Origin of the sequence: Amaricoccus tamworthensis (assembly GCF_049800875.1) — a bacterium.
Lineage (GTDB): Bacteria > Pseudomonadota > Alphaproteobacteria > Rhodobacterales > Rhodobacteraceae > Amaricoccus > Amaricoccus tamworthensis.
This window is the reverse complement of record NZ_JBNAFV010000004.1, coordinates 175,388-192,305: the sequence shown is the minus strand read 5'-3', so window position 1 is coordinate 192,305 and position 16,918 is coordinate 175,388. Positions and strand designations below refer to the sequence as shown.

Here is a 16,918-nt window from a genome sequence, read left to right as displayed (position 1 = left end):
GCCGGTATCCGCATTCCGAAAGCCTGGTTCCGATGAAGCGCGTTCAGTTTGAACACAGTCCCATTCCGTATCTGTTCGTTGCCCCCCAGATCATCATCATTCTGGTGTTTTTCATTTGGCCGGCTGCTCAGGCGGTCTACCAGTCGTTTTTGCTGGAGGACGCATGGGGACTGTCCTCGCAGTTTGTCTGGTTTAAAAACTACGTCGATACAATCGGTTCTTCGTCCTGGCTACAGGCTGCGGGATTTACGATTATATTCTCGACACTTGTCACGTTTCTCTCACTGTCGATAGCTCTCCTGCTGGCCGTGAAGGCAAATGAGGTGATCCACGGCGCGAGCACCTATAAAACGCTGCTGATGTGGGCCTATGCCATTGCGCCGCCCGTGGCCGGGCTCATGGGAAACCTGATGTTCAGCCCGCTGATCGGTGATCTCTACAAGTTCATGAATTTCATCGGGTTTGACTTTGATCACAAACTCGATCCGTTTGATGCGGGATTTGTGGTGGTGCTGATTTCCGTTTGGAAACAGGTCAGCGTGAACTTCATTTTCTTCCTGTCGGGGCTCCAGGGCATTCCCAAATCCGTCAACGAGGCGGCCGTGATGGACTGCCGCAGCCCGACACGCCGGTTCTGGACCATCACCTTCCCGCTACTGGCGCCGACCACGTTCTTCCTGATGGTCATCAACATCACCTACGCCTTCTTCGAGACCTTCGGCATCATCGACACCACTACGCGCGGCGCGCCGGGCGGGGCGACCAACACACTGGTCTTCAAGGTGTTTCAGGACGGATTCCGTGGCGCGGATATTGGCGGTTCCTCGGCGCAGTCGGTGGTGCTGATGCTGATGGTTCTGGCGCTGACCGTGATCCAGTTCCGGTTTATCGAGAGGAAGATACATTACTGACATGCAACGTTCCTCCATCTCCACACACATCATTCTGATCCTCGGCGCGCTGTTCATGACGCTGCCGATCTGGGTCGCCTTCGCAACCTCGACCCATGCGCCGGACACCATCCTGCGCGAGGGGCTTCAGATCATGCCGGGCGGGCATTTCCTTGAGAACTACAACGAGGTTCTGTTTGTTGAGGGCGGCGTGATGAAAAAGGTCACGGCGCTGGCCATGCTCAAAAACAGCATGATCCTCGGGATCGGCTTTGCGGTCGGCAAGGTGGTGATTTCCATGCTTGCCGCCTATGCCATCGTGTATTTCCGCTTCCGCCTGGCCGTGCCGCTGTTCTGGGTCATCTTTATGACGCTGCTTCTGCCTCTCGAGGTTCGGATTATTCCGTCGTTTGAAGTGGTGTCCGATCTTGGCCTTCTGGACACGCATACCGGGCTAATCGTGCCGCTGATTGCCTCGGCCACCGGCACGTTCTTCTTCCGGCAGTTCTTCCGCTCCGTACCGGATGAGTTGCTGGAGGCCGCGCGGCTTGATGGCGCAACATCCTGGGGGTTCTTCAAGGACATTCTGGTGCCACTCTCCAAAACCATGATCGCGGCGATTTTGATCATCATGTTTGTGGTCGGCTGGAACCAGTATCTCTGGCCACTGATCATGACGACGAAAGAGGAAAACTACACGCTGGTGATCGGCATCAAGCAAATCTACCAGGTGCTGTCCGAAGGTGGGGAACTGCCGCAGTTCCAGAAAGCGTTTGCCCTGACGATCCTGGCCACACTGCCACCGGTTCTGGTGGTTCTGGTGTTCCAGAGGTGGTTCGTCAAAGGTCTTGTCGAAAGTGAGAAATAATGTCGGGTGTTGAGTTAAAGGGCGTCCAGAAAGTCTATCCCAATGGCGCGAAGGCGATCCACGGGGTCGACATGAAAATCAGCGACGGCGAAATGATCGTGTTCGTCGGACCGTCCGGATGCGGCAAGTCGACGCTGCTGCGCATGATCGCGGGCCTCGAAACCATCACCGAGGGCGAAATTTCCATCGGTGGCAAATCCGTCAACAACGTGTCGCCCTCCGAGCGGGACGTGGCGATGGTGTTCCAGAACTACGCTCTTTATCCGCACATGACCGTGCGCGGGAACATGTCCTATGGTCTGAAGAACCGCGGCATCGACAAGGCGACCATCGAAAAAAAGGTCGGTGAGGCTGCGAAGATGCTGAAAATCGACAGTTTTCTCGATCGCCAGCCCAATCAGCTCTCAGGCGGTCAGCGCCAGCGGGTTGCAATGGGGCGGGCTATCGTGCGGGACCCCAAGGTCTTTTTGTTTGACGAACCGCTGTCCAACCTCGACGCCAAACTGCGTGTGCAGATGCGTATCGAAATCAAGCGTTTGCAGCGGCGCATGAAAGTTACCAGCGTTTACGTCACCCACGACCAGACCGAAGCCATGACGCTCGCGGACCGGCTTGCGGTGATTAATGAGGGGCGCGTGGAGCAGATGGGCGCGCCGATGGAGCTTTACTCCAACCCCAGAACGCTGTTTGTCGCGTCCTTTATCGGAGCGCCGCAGATCAACCTGGTGCCCGTGCGCCACGATGGCAGTTCGCTGATTGCCGGCGCACTGACCCTGTCCGGGTTCCCGGATCTGCCGCGCGACGCGGACATGATGCTTGGCATTCGGCCGGACATGCTGAAACGCGACGACGCCGGTCAGTGCGAGGTCCGTGTAGACCTTGTCGAACAGCACGGCGGCGAGAACCTTATCTACGGCGCCCTGACCGGAGCAACCCTGGCGGATGGCGAGGAGCAGGAGATCTGCGTCAAGGCCGGCCAGGACCTGTTGCCCGCTCATGGAGAAAACCTGAGGTTCTCGTTTGACCCCGCCTCGGCTTTCGTATTTGACAGGGCGACGGGAGAACGTTTGCTGTGAATGATTTGAAAATCCGTAAGACCTCCGCAATTTCAATTGCCCGCGATGCAGGTGCGCTCGCGCTCGACTATTTTCGCGATATCGGCGCGCTGGAAATCAGTTCCAAGGGCGTTCAGGACATGGTCTCCAACGCCGACATGGAGGTTGAAACCTTCGTGCGCAAACGTATTGCCGCCGAGTTCCCCGATGACGGGATCGTTGGTGAGGAGCACGAGACCGTGCCATCCCAAAGCGGCTGGACCTGGGTGATCGACCCCATCGACGGCACCGCAAACTTCGTCAGGGGCATTCCGCAGTGGTGCGTGATCCTGGCCTGCGTGCATGAGGACCGCACCAAGATCGGCGTGATTTTCGAGCCTTCAGCCGGCGAGATGTTTGTGGCCGCACTGGGCGAGGGCGCAACGGTCAACGACCGACCCATTAAAATTGCCGACACGACCGGCCTGAACGACGGAAGTGTCGGGGTTGGCATGAACAGCCGGACACCGGCCAGGATGGTGCCCCGTCTGATCGGAGACCTCGCGGACCGGGGCGGGATCTATTTTCGCAACGCCTCAGGCGGGTTGATGCTGTCCTATGTCGCGGCGGGCCGCCTGATCGGCTACACCGAACCGCACATGAACGCATGGGACTGCCTCGCCGGGCAACTGCTGGTCTCCGAGGCCGGCGGCCGCATCGAGCAGCAGAGCGCGGAAGACATGCTGGCCAATGGTGGTCGGGTGATCGCCGGAGCACCGATCATCTTCGATGAACTTCTGGCCATGTCCGAAGCCGCCTTCGTCGAGTGATCCCGGGCGAAAACCGTCTCCTGCGCCAGATTGTCTGCCACCTCATTCTCGGGGCCGGTGTGATATTCCTTGTCACACCGCTTCTGACGATCCTGATGGCCTCCACCATGTCATCGGCGGATATTCGTGAGGGCGGCATCCACTACTTGCCCGGCGACGATGCACTGCGAAACTTTGCGCGGATTTTCTCGCTGAAGGCCGGGTTCACCGAGCAGATCACAACAGCCCGGATGCTTTGGAATTCGGTGGTGGTGGCAACGGGTGTCGCCGCCTTCACCACCGTGTTTTCACTGCTGGCGGCCTACGCGCTGGTCTATTTTCGTCAACACTTTGCCGGTGCATTGTTCGCCCTGATCTTTGTGACGCTGCTGTTCCCGATAGAGGCCCGGTTCGTGACCACGTTTCAGGTGACATCGGCTCTGGGTCTGATCGACACCCGCATCGGAATGGTACTGCCAGCCATCGCAGCCGCGCTGGGTACGCTGTTTTTTCGTCAGCTGTTCCGAAGCTTTCCGGAGGAGTATCTCGAAGCAGCGAAACTCGACGCGGCCGGTCCGTGGCGGTTTCTAATCGACATTATCGTGCCGCTGTCGCGACGTCGGGGCATGGCCCTGTTTCTGGTGTCCTTCATGATTGGGTGGAACCAGTATCTCTGGCCGCTGATGGTCAGCACGACCGAACAGAACTATACTCTCGTGCGTGGCGTACAGTTGATCGGGCAATTAAGCGGTCCGGGCATGGCGCTGGCGACGCTGACCATTCTGCCACCCCTGCTGCTCCTGCTGATGTTTGGCCGTTCGCTGATGCGGGACCTGACCGCCACCGGCGATCAGCTTCCGTGAGCGGCGGGGATTGATCTCAGTCAGCATCCTCAAGGATCATATCGGCCGCTTTTTCGGCAATCATCATGACAGGCGCGTTGGTGTTGCCGGAGACGAGGCTCGGCATGATCGACGCATCCACCACCCGCAGACCCTGCAGCCCATAGACACGCAACCGGGCATCGACCACGTCGCCGCTGCGCGGGTTCGGTCCCATCCGGCAAGTGGATACCGGGTGATAGAGCGTGACGCCCGTGTTGCGCGCATAGTCGAGCAGTTCGTCGTCGGTTGCCAGGTCCGCACCCGGTTTCATCTCGCTCTCGACGACTTCACGCATCCGATCGGTTTCCATGAGTTTGCGCGCGATCCGCATGGCCGCGACATGCACCCGGCAGTCCTCCTCGTGCTGAAGGTAGTTGGTCACAATGTCGGGCTGCACCGTGACGTCTCGGGAGGACACATGCACCGAACCGCGGCTCAGCGGTCTGAGCTGACAGGGGCCGATGGTCATGCCGGGGAAGTCATGGAAAATCCGTTTGGCGGGGTTCGAGAAACTGGCATTGGCAATGTGATACTGAATGTCAGGCGTCTCAAGCGTGGGCGAGGAGCGCACAAACCCCATCATCATTCCCGCTGGCATCGACAACACGCCGTCACGTCGGAACGTAAAGCGCAGGATCTCACCCAGCAATGGAAGCCCCCGCGAAAGATGGTTGACCGAGAGCTTCTGGTTCAGCCGCCAGGAAAGTCTTGAGATGTAATGATCCGCCAGATGCTCGCCCACACCCACCAGATTACGCCGAACCTCAATACCGAGACCGTGCAGGTGCCCCGCACGACCGATCCCCGACAGTTCAAGGATCTGGGGCGACTGGATCGCGCCGGCGGACAGTATAACTTCCCGGTTCGCGTGGGCTTCCAGCACCTGGTCGCCACGCCGGAATCGAACGCCCGTCACCCGCTCATCCGGTGCAAAAAGCAGTTCCGACACCTGGGCGTGCTTTTCCACACGAAGGTTTTTGCGCCCCCGTGCCGGCTGCAGATAGGCCCGTTTGGCGGAGAAACGCAGACCGCGTTTCTGCGTCACCTGGGAATAGGCGAGCCCCTCCTGGTCCCTACCGTTGAAATCCTGACCGCTTGGGTAGCCGAGAGACTCCGCGGATTCCATGAGGCGATCAAGAACCGGATAGGTGCTGCGCACGGTGTTGACCGCCACAGGGCCGTCGCGGCCGTGGCAGCCGTCAGAGTCGTTAGCCAGTATTTCCGCGCTTTCACAGCCCTCGGATTTGCGAAAATAGGGCAGAATTTCGTCATAGGACCAGCCGAAATTGCCCGCCGCGCTCCAGGCGTCGTAGTCCTGCGGCTGGCCGCGCACGTAGAGCATGGCGTTGATCGCCGAGGATCCACCCAGAACCCGGCCGCGCGGGAAATCAATGGCCCGGTTGCCGGAATGCCCATCCGGTTTGGTCGTGAACATCCAGTTTACACGCCGGTCGACCATGGTTTTCACGTAACCGGCCGGAATGTGGATGAGCGGGTTCCAATCCTCTCCACCGGCCTCGAGCAGCAGAACGCTATTGGCCGGATTTTCACTCAGGCGATTGGCCAGCACACAACCGGCGGAGCCTCCGCCGACGATGATGTAATCAGCTCTCATGCTGTCCGGCCCCTTAGCGGCGCCACGCCTATTCGAAACCGACGAGGGCGACTTCGCTGTGATCCACTTTCGGCGGCTCCGCGAAGAAACCGCCCACCAGTCCGCGCCATGCCTGGAAGCCGTCCGACTCGCGGAAATCGACCATGTGGTTTTCAAGGGTTTCCCAGATCACGATCAGCCTAAAAATCTCCGGAGCCTCGACCACGCGCTCAAGCCGCATGGATTTGCAGCCCCTGGCCGTGCGAAAATGCGGAACGGCCTCCGCCACGGCCGCAACGAAGGCCTCTTCCTCACCGGATTTGATTTTGAGCTCGGCAACTTCGCGGATCATGTTGAGGTTCCTCTCCTGTGCTCCGGCAGAAAAAATTCAGCCGGATTTATGCGTCAGGGAAATGGATAACCGCCATCGCGGAGGAATGTCCATGCGCCCAGTGCCGTGGCCTCAGCCGGTGGCGCCAGCCGGGTGAAGAAAAGTGCTGACATTATCCGGCACATGATTGACCCGCAGCGGACAGTTATAGGCGCGGGACAGGTTGACATCGGTCATCACGGCCTCTGCGGTTCCATGTGCCAGAACACGGCCACCGGAGATCAGTGTCATGCTGTCGGCAAACATGGCGGTGAGGTTCAGGTCATGCATGACCGCCACAACCCCACCACCGGCCTGGGCGTAGTCGCGCAACAGGCGCATGACCTCGAGCTGGTGTCCAATATCTAGGCTGGCCACGGGCTCATCTAACAGTATCCAGCGCGGCTCGCCGTTTTCAACGGGTTGCCAGACCTGGGCGAGCACACGGGCAAACTGAACCCTTTGCTGCTCGCCGCCCGATAATTTCTGGTAGTACCGACCGGCGTAATCCGCCAACCCGACAAGGCCCAGCGCGTCCATGGCCCGACGGTCGTGATTACCGGACGTTCCGCGCAGGAGCCCCATGCGGACGACCTCAATCACCGTAAACGGGAAGGCGAGAACCGTGCTTTGGGGCAAAACCCCGCGCATTGCCGCCAGTTGCCACGGGGGCAGGGTGCGGGTGTCGTAGCCGTTTAGCGTAATGTCTCCGGTCGACGGAACCTCGCCGGTCACGGCTTTCAATAGCGTGGTTTTCCCCGATCCGTTGGGACCGGCTATCGCGGTGACCTCGCCCGGACGCGCAGTGAAATCTACGCCATGCAGAATTGCGGTGCCGCCAATATTAACCCGGATGTTTCTGGCGCTCAGCATGTCACACCTCCAGAATGCCGCGACGGCGCAACAGAATCCACAGGAAGACCGGAGCCCCCAAAACCGCGGTGATAATGCCAATGGGCAGTTCCGTCGGCGCGACCACCACCCGGGCAATGGTATCGGCAATCACCAGCAAAATGGCCCCAAGCAGTGCTGAATTGATCAAAAGCGGCCCATGATCCGGCCCGGAGGCAAGACGCAGAAGGTGTGGCACCACGATCCCGATAAACCCAATACCGCCTGACACCGCCACAGCGGCACCGGTAGCGGCCGCGACGGTCACAATCGCCATGTTCTTCAGCCGCTGCACCCGGATCCCGATATGCGCGGCGGTGGCCTCACCCAGAGCGAGGCCGTTCAGACCGCGACCAAGGGTGAACGCAATCAGCATGGCCAAAACCATGATCGGCCCGGCGGCAAGCAGTTTTGCCCAGCTCGCCCCGGCCAGAGAGCCCAGACCCCAGAATGTGAGATCCCGCAACTGACGGTCATCGGCCAGATAAATCATCACCCCCGACAGCGCCGCAAACAGCGCGCCCAAAGCGATACCCGCGAGAAGCATCGTCGCCACGGACGTAAAACCGCGCCGGGTAGCCACACGGTAGAGCGTCAGGGTCGTGAGCCAACTGCCGACAAATGCCGCAACCGGAACCAGATGAGTGCCGACCACAGCCTGAACGGACACGGGCAGCGCGGCACCGAGCACGATGACCCCAATGGCCCCAAGCCCGGCACCGGAGCTGACGCCGACAATCCCGGGATCCGCAAGCGGGTTGCGGAACAGGCCCTGCATCACCGTGCCCGACACCGCCAGGGCGGCACCCACACACATGCCCAGAAACAGACGCGGCAAACGAATGTCGAACAGTACCGTACGCTCCACCGCTGACAACTCACCCCCTCCGGCCAACGTGCCCAGAAGATGGGGCAGGGAGAGCCCCGTGGCGCCGGTGTCCAGACTGGCGAGCGCCACAACAGCCAACGCCGCGGCCAGCCACAGATGCAACCGTCGCGCCCGCTGACGCCGGTCAACGGGCAGCGCGAGGGTGGTGCTCACCGCCGTCATTTCCCGTAAAGCCTGCTGTTGAGCTCCGTCACGGCCGATGCGGTACGCGGACCGAACCCCAGAAGCAGGAGGCCATTCATCCGGATAACTTGCCCCTGGCCTGCCGCAGGCGTATTGCGCAGGGCCGGCATGGCCAGAAGATCCGCGTCCTCAATGGCATGATCTCCGGTCCGGTCCATCATCAGGATCGCATCAGGGGCGGCGGCGCTCACGGCCTCGTCCGACACGGGCTTGTAGCCCTCGAAACCGGACATGGCATTCACCGCTCCGCTCATACGGATGATGGCATCAGCGGCGCTGCCCTCACCAGCCGCCATGATGCGCCCGCCCTGGGTCGACAGGATGAACAACACGCGCTTTGGATCGCTGACGCCGGAGGCGGTCGCCTGCGCAGCCTCGAGTTCGCGTTCGACCTGCGCGGCAAGGACGTCGGCCTCGTCCCTCACACCCAGCGCCTCACCGACAAGCCGGATCTTTTCCGAGATGCCCTCGCTGCTGTAGACCTCCGGCACCGTCACAAACGGCACCGACGCGGCCTCAAGGACGCTGATGGTCTCGGGCGGCCCGGCCCCTTCCTCCGACAGAATCAGCGAGGGAGACACCGACAGAACGCCCTCAGGCGAGAGCGCACGCATATACCCGACATCGGGCAGGGCACTGACCTCTTCAGGCCAGGTGGAGGTGGTGTCACGGGCGACAAGCCGGTCCTCCTGACCGAGCGCATAGACGATCTCCGTCACGGACCCGCCGATGGACACCACGCCCCCCTGATCCTGCGCGGCCAGGGGGGCGGCACCGGTCAACAGGAGACCCGCCATGACACCCGAAAGAGCTGAAATCCGTTTCATGCAGTCAGGGAAACCGATTGAAAGCTGCAGACCAAACCGCATGGTTCAAACAGCCTCCGCCTGAAGGCCTTCAAGGCCGGCCACAATCTCCTGCCATTGCGGTCGGCTGTCCCGGCCTTCCTTGCCGACACCGAACACCTGGAAAATCAACGCGCCCTCGGCATCGAACGCCTCCAGCGACACCGCCGGACCGCGCTGCGTGGGCTTTGTAACCGCCCAGACCTCGGCGACGTGATCGAGGCGCAGATGCAGATTAAATCCGGGATCCATCACGTTCTGCCACGGCCCCATGGGCGAGAGCGTTTCAACCGGTCCCGAGTGGATCTGAATGCAGCCCCGGTTCCCGACAAACACCATAACCTCAATGCCGGAGTTCTTCACCTCAGTCAGCATCTGGTTCACCGACCCGGGCGTCAGCGCCCGAACAAACGGCTCACCCACAATCCGGTAAGCGCCAAGCCGGTTCATTTTGAGTTTCGACGTCAGGCGAAGGAACTGGTGCGTGTCCGTCATTCGCGTCCATTCCTTCCGAAGGATCTCGACCTTCTCCGGCACGGATTTGGCGACCTCAACCGGTTTGCGCGGTTCCACCTCGATCACCGGCGACTGGTCATCAACCGCAAGATCCCAGCGGGCCTGCTCCCATGCGCTCAGATCGGAGCTGTCGCGCAGGTGAATTTTGTGCACGGCGTCTCCTGCGGCGTCAAAAACCTGAACACTGCGCCGTAGCCCGCGGTCGCTTTCCCGCTCCACAATAAACGCATGGCACCAGTGGGCGGGGAACATGCGCAGGTCGATATCTTCGCCGAGGACCATCGCCGCATGGTGGCCGGTATGATACTTTTCGTAGACGCCGACCTTCTCGTTAACACAGGACACGTTGCGGGTCAGGGCCATGACCTCGCCGAGGCTCTGGGCCAGGGCCATCACGTTATCGGGATGGGATGGAATGCGTGTAACGCCCTCACCGCACCAGGCGGCCACAAGCTGAGCCTCGCTGATCCCGAATTTCTCGGCAAAGTCGCGGTCCCGCAAACCGGGATGCTCGGCCCGGTGCTCTCTGATTTGGGCAGGGGACAGTGATGAATTTTCAGCCATTGCGCACAACTCCGTCGCGTTATGTGATGGCTGAGCGATGACCGGGTCACGCGTCGCTGTCTGATTTCGTGAATTATCTTGACGTTTTTAGTCAAGTTACGTAACCGCTGCAAGTGGCAAGCGCGACCGCGCTGCAAATCAATCCAAAAACAGCCTCCCGCCAGCCTTTCGCGAGCTTACGGCCCCTTCCAAGCTGAACTCACGAAAGGACAGCCGCCATGACATTTTGTCAGTCGCGAACCATGCTCTTTGGTTCCACGGCCATGATCACCCTTATTGCCGCCTCCGCTTCTGCACAGGACGCGGAAGGTCTTCACCTCGGTACGATTGTGGTGACCGAAAGCAAACGCGAGGTTCAGACCGACACGGCGGTCCCGATTACGGAAATCGACCAGGACGAGATGGACGACCGCCAGGCCGGCACCGTCGCGGAACTCATCGACAGCGTACCGGGCGTAAACCTCGTGAACGGCTCCACCCCGCAGGGATCGGGCATCAATATCCGCGGGTTTGGTGCGAACGGCACTTATGGCACGGACCAGAAGGTCGCGGTTCAGATCGATGGCGCAAGCGTGGGGTCGGAGGAAATCTACCGTCTCGGCACGCAGATTTTCACGGATCCCGAACTCTATCGCGAGGTCAACGTGATCCGCGGAACGGTTGGCAGTTTTGAGTTTGGCTCCGGCATCGTCGGCGGTGTCGTGCAGCTTGAGACCAAGGACGCCAGTGACTTCACGTTTGGCGAGATCGGCTTCGCGGGTCGGGAATCGCTACAGTATTCCAGCAATGGCGATGGGTTTGTAAGCTCCACCATCCTCGCATGGCAGCCTTCGGAAAATCTTGAAATGCTGGGAAACTTCACATGGCGGCAACAGAACGAGCAGACGGACGGGGACGGCAACACGATCGGGGCCAGCGACTACGAGCTTCCGTCGCGGCTGTTGAAAGGTCGTTACAGGTTTGGTGTGGAACGTGACCAGGCCCTGACACTGTCCATCACGGACACCAATACCGATGAAAAGGACGTACCCTACGACACGTTCCAGACCACCGGCGGCACGTTCGGCAATGTCGACCGGACCGTTGAGTCCCGGACCGTTGCCCTGAACTACGACTGGCAGCCGCTCCGAAATGACCTGATCAACCTGAACGTCAATCTTTCCTATGCGGATCAGCAGATCGACCAGGAATATGTTGAGGGCAGTTCCATCTGCGATTCTCCGGCGAACCCCTGTAACTTTCCCGGCGGGTTTCCGGACGGTGGTTTTGGTACGGTGAATGCCGACCATCAGTACGAAACCACCAAACTGACGGTGAAAAACACGAGCTTCTTCAGTTCCGGTTTCGCGGTCCACGACCTGCGCACCGGCTTTGAGGTCTCCCGGCGGGAGAGGAAGGACGCAAACTCCGCCCCCGGTGGCACTGACGACCGGGTCGCGGTGTTCCTCGTCGATGACATGCGCATCGGAACCGGCTGGACGATATCACCCGCACTCCGTTACGAGCACTCGCATATCGACGGCTCGACCGCGCCGAATGACGGGACCTGGAACAACAGCGCCCTGATGGGCGGCCTGTCGGCCCGCTACGAGTTTGCCAATGGCTTCGCGCTGTTTGCGAGCGGTGCCTACACCGAAAACCTGCCCATTATTGACGATCTCGGCGATCCGGTTCTGATGCACCAGCCCGAGAAAGCCCGCACCTGGGAGGCCGGCGGCTCATTCGACAACCTGTCCGTTTTGACTGACGGTGATGCTTTCGCGATCAAGGCGAACCTGTACCAGACCAAACTCTGGGACGTGACGTCCTATACGACCGACAGCCAGAACATCGATGATGTCGAAACCGAAGGTCTGGAGGTCGAGGCGTCCTATTCCATGCCATCCGGCGTCTACATAGACATGAACCTCAACATCGCGGATGGCGAGGAAACCCTGCTTGGCAACACCATCGATTGGCGGAGCACACCGGCCGACAGCATTCAGGTGACAGTGGGCAAAACCTGGGGTGATGTCCTTGATCTGAGCTGGGAACTCGTGGCCGACCGGTCCATTGATTTCAACGGTCAGGAAACCCCTGGGTTTGGAGTTCACAACATCCGCGCGACATACGTTCCAGAATACAATGGTATACTGTCAGGAACGGTCCTCCGGGTCGGTGTCGAGAACCTGTTCGACCACGACTACACCCCACATCTATCAACCCGTCCGGCGCCAGGCCGCAACATCAAACTGCAGCTGGCCAAGGCTTTCTGACGCATCAGGTGGCCGGGTCACCGGCCACCATTGTCCAGTCGGCGCGTTAGTGCCGTGTTCGTTGGCTCATCTGCGCAACGGGCATAAGCGCTTTACTCGCCTGAAAATTGTGCCACGTTTGACCTGATCAGGAATCGTGTGGTGGCATTTCATGACCAGTATATCCGCGGATATAATTGCTCTCACCTCGGGTGTAGCAGTGCAGGATGCCGCCGTAGTCTGTTCCGTAATCCACGGTCGTTATGGCGCACCGAAAGCGATGATGGACACTCTGGTGAGGCATCTGACGGCCCCGGACGTCCACTACGTGCTGCCCCGCGCCGCGGGAAATGCCTGGTATGCGGCCCCCACCAGCGCCCCCATGACGGATGAAACGCTGGAAGAGATATCCAGGTCGCTTGCACAGATCAGGGGAGATATCGCGGCCACAATGGCGGCCGCGCCCGAGGGTGTACCGCTGGTTGTGGGAGGCTTCAGCCAGGGGGCCTGCATGACCATTGAACATGTGGCGCGCGACGGATGCAACTGTGACGCCTTCTTCGCGCTGACCGGGTGCCGGGTGGGAGCTGCAGGCAATCCAAGACCGATACGGGATCTTGATGGGCTGGAAGGTTTTGTCAGCACCGGCAGTCGCGATCCGTTCATTCTGTTGCCGGAATATTCAGAGACGCTTCATGGTCTGGCAGATGCCGGAGGACGGATCAGGGCGGACATGTTTCCGCGCAGCGATCATGTAATGTCGCAGCCGGAAATCGCGACCGTGGACAGCATGCTCCGGCGCATGGCGCGGAGGGAGCCGCTGTTGCAAGGCGGAGCGGTGTAGGCGTGACCACACCTATGCCACGGGTTTGATCCAGGGAGATTTGAAACCCAGCCGTTTCAGGCCGTTGATGATTTCCGGGCGGCTCATGCCGAGTTTCCAGATCAGGCCGCTGCGATGGTTTTCGAGGCCAACTACGATCGGGCCCTGATCAATCGCAAGATTGGTTGAGGCAACCCAGTCACGCGAGGGACAGAAAGCATCGTAGAAACCGTATTCCCCCCACAAACGGTCGCCAAGATCGTCGTGCAGGTGGCGCAGGACCGGCATGGAGTGTTCCGGGCAATAGGGGAATGAGGAGAGGGCGGCTGTAGGTGTTATGGTGCCGTTGTCCCGATCGGGCGCGTGTGCGGCATAACCGTCAGGATCGTCGCTTGCCGTGAGCCCCCAGCACCGCGGCCCGTAACCCGCGTGACCATGCGGGTTTTCCAAGCAATGCCAACGACTTACAAGAGAATGCGCTCTGGCCTGAGCACCATAATCGGCGTAGTCATCCACCAGTCCGCGCGGGTCAATGGCAAGAAAGGGGTACTGTGACAGGAACAGGGGGCCGCCCCGGTCGGGTCCAAGCGGGAGGGTGATACCGCCATAGCTGCGACCATTGAGGAAGACCGGAGTTTTTGCCCAGACTTCATGATAGCTGCGCGTTGGAAGCGGGTGTGTCGGCGATCCTGCGCCGAGGACAAATACCGGCAGACATTCGTTCCAGCCGCCAAGGGCGAGGGCGTGTTCCTTCCAGGGACGATCAGGGTGACGGTGCCAGATCACCGCCCCGTCGGATTCCCTGACATGGGCGAGCCAGTTGACGTCGGCGTAAAGCCGCTCGATCCGGGCCACGAGTTGCGGGCACTCGTAAAAATATGCTGCCGCAACCAAAAGCCCGCTCATCAGAAACGCGGTCTCGACAATGTCTCCACCATCATCTTCGTCCGAAAACGGAAGAACACGACCGGACCGGCCAGAAAGGAAATGCGGAAAAACGCCGTCAAACCGGTCCGCTTCCTCAAGGAAACCAACAAGCCGGTCGAGGCGGTCCTGCAGGCTTCTGCGGGGAAACCAGCCCCGCTCGGCTGATACAACCTGTGCCATCAGGCCGAACCCGGTCCCGCCAGTGGTTACCGTATCCTCGACATCATATCCAAACGCGCCACCGCTGCGTTCGCGGGCCATGCCGCTTTCGGGATGGCTCCAGTGGGTAAAGTAGCGCGCCGTCGCCTCAGACACACGGTCGCAGAGAGCCCCGTCGTCGAGACCACGAACTATTCCAACCATTGCAAACTAACCGTCTTTGTGTCCCGGCTGTTGGGGCCGATATGAATCTGAAATTCGCCCGGGTCCCATTCCAGAGTTGCGTTGGCCAGCGACGGTGCGACCCAGTATGACAGCATCCCGCGTGTGATGGTGAAGGCCACCCGCTCAGTAGCGCCTGGGGCGATCCGGACCTGCCGGAAATCCGCGAGCCAGCGGGCAGGGCGGGTGATCCAGGCAACCGGGTCGGAGAGGTAGAGCTGAACGGTTTCAAGCTGTTCCCGCGAACCGGTATTCATTACCTCCACATGAACCTGCAGCTGGCCGTCGCCGCTGATCTGCGCGCTGTTAACGACAGGCGTTCCGTATTCGATCTCGGAATAGCCAAGGCCAAACCCGAAGGGATAGCCCCGGAAACCGTCGGGCAGGTCGAGCCAGCCGGTGCGAAATTTCTGAAATCTGCCGGGATCAGGACGACCGGTTGCCTCCTCCGAGTGATGCAGGGGCGTCTGGGCGGGATGCGCAGGCAGGGTGGTGGCGAGACGGCCGGAGGGGTTGCTGCGGCCGAAGACGAGATCCGCAACGCCGTCAGGCCCGCGCAAACCTCCATGCCAGCAGTAGATAACGGCATCCGCATCATTGACCTCGGGGCCAAGCGCAAGGGGTCTCCCGGCAAAGACGAGAACGATAAGGGGTTTGCCGGTGCGCGACAGGGCCCTGAGCAACTCACGCTGGGGAAAGGGCAGGTCGGGGACGAGGCGCGACGAACTCTCGCCCGCATGCTCCTTGGCCTCACCCACTGCTGCGATCACCACGTCGGCATCCCGCGCGGCGTCCAGGGCCTCGGCGATCATGTCGTCCGGGTCCCGGTCATCGAAGCTGACGGTTTGTCCGTGAACATTGAGCCGGTCGACAAGCCAGGGCTCGTCGACGATGTTGGCGCCAAAGGCGGTGGGCAACGCACGGCCGGTGATGTCCTCCATCGCTTCCTGAAGGGTGCGGACCTCACGGGCGTCTCCGGACACGGCCCAGGTGCCGAGCATGTTCGCACGGTCGGCCACGAACGGCCCAACGAGAGCGGGATTTGCCTCACCGGAAAGGGGCAGCACACCGTTGTTGTGCAGCAGAACCGCGCTTTGGGCCGCCGCCTTTTGGGCTAGAGCCAACCCTTCATCACGGGGTGGCGTCGCAACACTGCCGCCGAGGCGCGCAAACGGATCGTCCAGCAGGCCGACCCGTGCCTTAAAGGTCAGAACCCGCAGGCAGGCCCGGTCGATCAGGTCCAGGACCTCGTCGGCCCCAAGCGACAAACCGGAATCCGCCGCATCAATACCGTTTTCGGCCAGTTGCGGAAGCGCGTGCAGGTAGTCCTCGCCCACCATGTCCATGTCCACACCGGCGAGCAGCGCCCGGATCACGGCGGCGTCGCGATTGCCGATGCCATGCGCCGTGAGTTCCATAACGCCGGTGTAGTCCGACACCATCAAACCGTCGAATCCCTGACCGGATCGCAGCCAGCCCTCGATCAGGTCTCCGTTCGCGTGCATCGGGACCTTGTTGACCGCGTTAAACGCGGCCATGACGCTTGCCGCGCCCGCTGTCACACCATCGGCGAAGGGGCGCAGATGCACTGTCAGGAGATCCTCCAGCGCCATGCTTGCATTGTCGTAATCGCGCCCGGACTGCGTGGCACCGTAAGCGACGAAGTGTTTCAGACAGGCGGCTACGCGGTCCTGTTCCGAGGGATCCGTACCCTGAAATCCCCGGACCGTGGCTGCGGCTATGCGACCGGCCAAAAACGGGTCCTCGCCCGGGCTTTCCGCGACGCGCCCCCAGCGCGGGTCGCGGGAGACGTCGATCATCGGTGCGAAGACCTGGTTCAGCCCCTCCGACGCGGCCTCGCGAGCGGCGAAATGCGCAGTTTCCTCGATGAGGTCCATGTCCCAGGAACAGGCGAGCGCGACAGGCAGGGGAAACACGGTCCGGTGGCCGTGGATCACGTCCTCCGCGAAAAACAGGGGGATGCCGAGACGGGAGCCGCGAACCGCGCGTTCCTGCATCGCCTTTGCCGAGGCGAGGGATTTGATTCCGAACACCGCCCCGATCATTCCGTCATCTAGGCGTCGTGCCAGTGGCGTCTCTGCTCCGGCTCCGGTTGCCAGCCCCTCACCGGCTGCGAGAAGGTTGAGTTGACCTATCTTCTCGATGGTGGTCATCCGGTCGAGATACGACCGGGCCTGGGCTTCATGTTGCACGAC

At 60.8% G+C, this 16,918-nt stretch carries 15 protein-coding genes; 7 read left to right on the top strand and 8 right to left on the bottom strand.

What is annotated here, in order from left to right; genetic code table 11:
- The first annotated feature begins 32 nt into the window (after nucleotides 1-32).
- From ACP15P_RS09905 to ACP15P_RS09885, 5 genes are read left to right on the top strand one after another with little or no spacing between them, the layout of a single operon-like run.
- Nucleotides 33-911 carry an ABC transporter permease subunit gene (locus ACP15P_RS09905; RefSeq protein WP_424928290.1) on the top strand — a complete coding sequence of 293 codons (879 nt, stop codon included), beginning with the start codon at nucleotides 33-35 and terminating at the stop codon, nucleotides 909-911.
- A gap of 1 nt (nucleotide 912) precedes the next feature.
- On the top strand, nucleotides 913-1,758 hold the full coding sequence (gene ugpE / locus ACP15P_RS09900) for a sn-glycerol-3-phosphate ABC transporter permease UgpE (RefSeq protein WP_424928289.1): 846 nt from the start codon (nucleotides 913-915) through the stop codon (nucleotides 1,756-1,758).
- Nucleotides 1,758-2,834 carry a sn-glycerol-3-phosphate ABC transporter ATP-binding protein UgpC gene (gene ugpC / locus ACP15P_RS09895; protein WP_424928288.1) on the top strand — a complete coding sequence of 359 codons (1,077 nt, stop codon included), beginning with the start codon at nucleotides 1,758-1,760 and terminating at the stop codon, nucleotides 2,832-2,834. Before ugpE ends, ugpC begins: the two co-directional genes overlap by 1 nt.
- A complete protein-coding gene (locus ACP15P_RS09890; RefSeq protein WP_424928287.1) occupies nucleotides 2,831-3,622 on the top strand; it encodes an inositol monophosphatase family protein in 792 nt (263 codons plus the stop codon). The genes ugpC and ACP15P_RS09890 overlap by 4 nt, the downstream gene beginning before the upstream one ends.
- A complete protein-coding gene (locus ACP15P_RS09885) occupies nucleotides 3,619-4,464 on the top strand; it encodes a carbohydrate ABC transporter permease (RefSeq protein ID WP_424928286.1) in 846 nt (281 codons plus the stop codon). Before ACP15P_RS09890 ends, ACP15P_RS09885 begins: the two co-directional genes overlap by 4 nt.
- Before the next feature lie 16 nt (nucleotides 4,465-4,480).
- Here the strand turns inward: ACP15P_RS09885 and ACP15P_RS09880 are convergent, their stop codons facing one another.
- The 6 genes from ACP15P_RS09880 to ACP15P_RS09855 form a co-directional block, all read right to left on the bottom strand.
- Entirely contained in the window at nucleotides 4,481-6,100 is a 1,620-nt protein-coding gene (locus ACP15P_RS09880) for a GMC family oxidoreductase (RefSeq protein WP_424928285.1), read from the bottom strand.
- A gap of 28 nt (nucleotides 6,101-6,128) precedes the next feature.
- Nucleotides 6,129-6,431: an antibiotic biosynthesis monooxygenase family protein gene (locus tag ACP15P_RS09875; protein ID WP_424928284.1), complete on the bottom strand. Its 303-nt coding sequence runs from the start codon at nucleotides 6,429-6,431 to the stop codon at nucleotides 6,129-6,131.
- Between the two features lie 111 nt (nucleotides 6,432-6,542).
- Nucleotides 6,543-7,322, bottom strand: coding sequence for a heme ABC transporter ATP-binding protein (locus ACP15P_RS09870; RefSeq protein WP_424928283.1), 780 nt, complete (start codon nucleotides 7,320-7,322; stop codon nucleotides 6,543-6,545).
- 1 nt (nucleotide 7,323) lies between these two features.
- Nucleotides 7,324-8,391, bottom strand: a complete 1,068-nt coding sequence (locus ACP15P_RS09865) for a FecCD family ABC transporter permease (protein WP_424928282.1) — start codon at nucleotides 8,389-8,391, stop codon at nucleotides 7,324-7,326.
- The gene (locus ACP15P_RS09860) at nucleotides 8,388-9,239 is read right to left on the bottom strand and encodes a heme/hemin ABC transporter substrate-binding protein (protein ID WP_424928281.1); all 852 of its coding nucleotides are present in this window, start codon (nucleotides 9,237-9,239) and stop codon (nucleotides 8,388-8,390) included. The genes ACP15P_RS09865 and ACP15P_RS09860 overlap by 4 nt, the downstream gene beginning before the upstream one ends.
- A gap of 45 nt (nucleotides 9,240-9,284) precedes the next feature.
- Nucleotides 9,285-10,337: a hemin-degrading factor gene (locus tag ACP15P_RS09855; RefSeq protein WP_424928280.1), complete on the bottom strand. Its 1,053-nt coding sequence runs from the start codon at nucleotides 10,335-10,337 to the stop codon at nucleotides 9,285-9,287.
- A 218-nt stretch (nucleotides 10,338-10,555) separates the two neighbouring features.
- Here ACP15P_RS09855 and ACP15P_RS09850 point away from each other — a divergent pair, with 218 nt between their 5' ends.
- Nucleotides 10,556-12,592, top strand: coding sequence for a TonB-dependent receptor domain-containing protein (locus ACP15P_RS09850; protein ID WP_424928279.1), 2,037 nt, complete (start codon nucleotides 10,556-10,558; stop codon nucleotides 12,590-12,592).
- A gap of 151 nt (nucleotides 12,593-12,743) precedes the next feature.
- A complete protein-coding gene (locus tag ACP15P_RS09845) occupies nucleotides 12,744-13,415 on the top strand; it encodes an alpha/beta hydrolase (protein WP_424928278.1) in 672 nt (223 codons plus the stop codon).
- Between the two features lie 12 nt (nucleotides 13,416-13,427).
- On the opposite strand, the gene ACP15P_RS09840 is transcribed toward ACP15P_RS09845, so the two are convergent.
- Both ACP15P_RS09840 and ACP15P_RS09835 read right to left on the bottom strand, forming a co-directional pair.
- Nucleotides 13,428-14,684 carry a glucoamylase family protein gene (locus tag ACP15P_RS09840; protein WP_424928277.1) on the bottom strand — a complete coding sequence of 419 codons (1,257 nt, stop codon included), beginning with the start codon at nucleotides 14,682-14,684 and terminating at the stop codon, nucleotides 13,428-13,430.
- Entirely contained in the window at nucleotides 14,672-16,915 is a 2,244-nt protein-coding gene (locus tag ACP15P_RS09835; RefSeq protein WP_424928276.1) for a glycoside hydrolase family 3 N-terminal domain-containing protein, read from the bottom strand. Before ACP15P_RS09835 ends, ACP15P_RS09840 begins: the two co-directional genes overlap by 13 nt.
- Nucleotides 16,916-16,918: the final 3 nt, after the last annotated feature.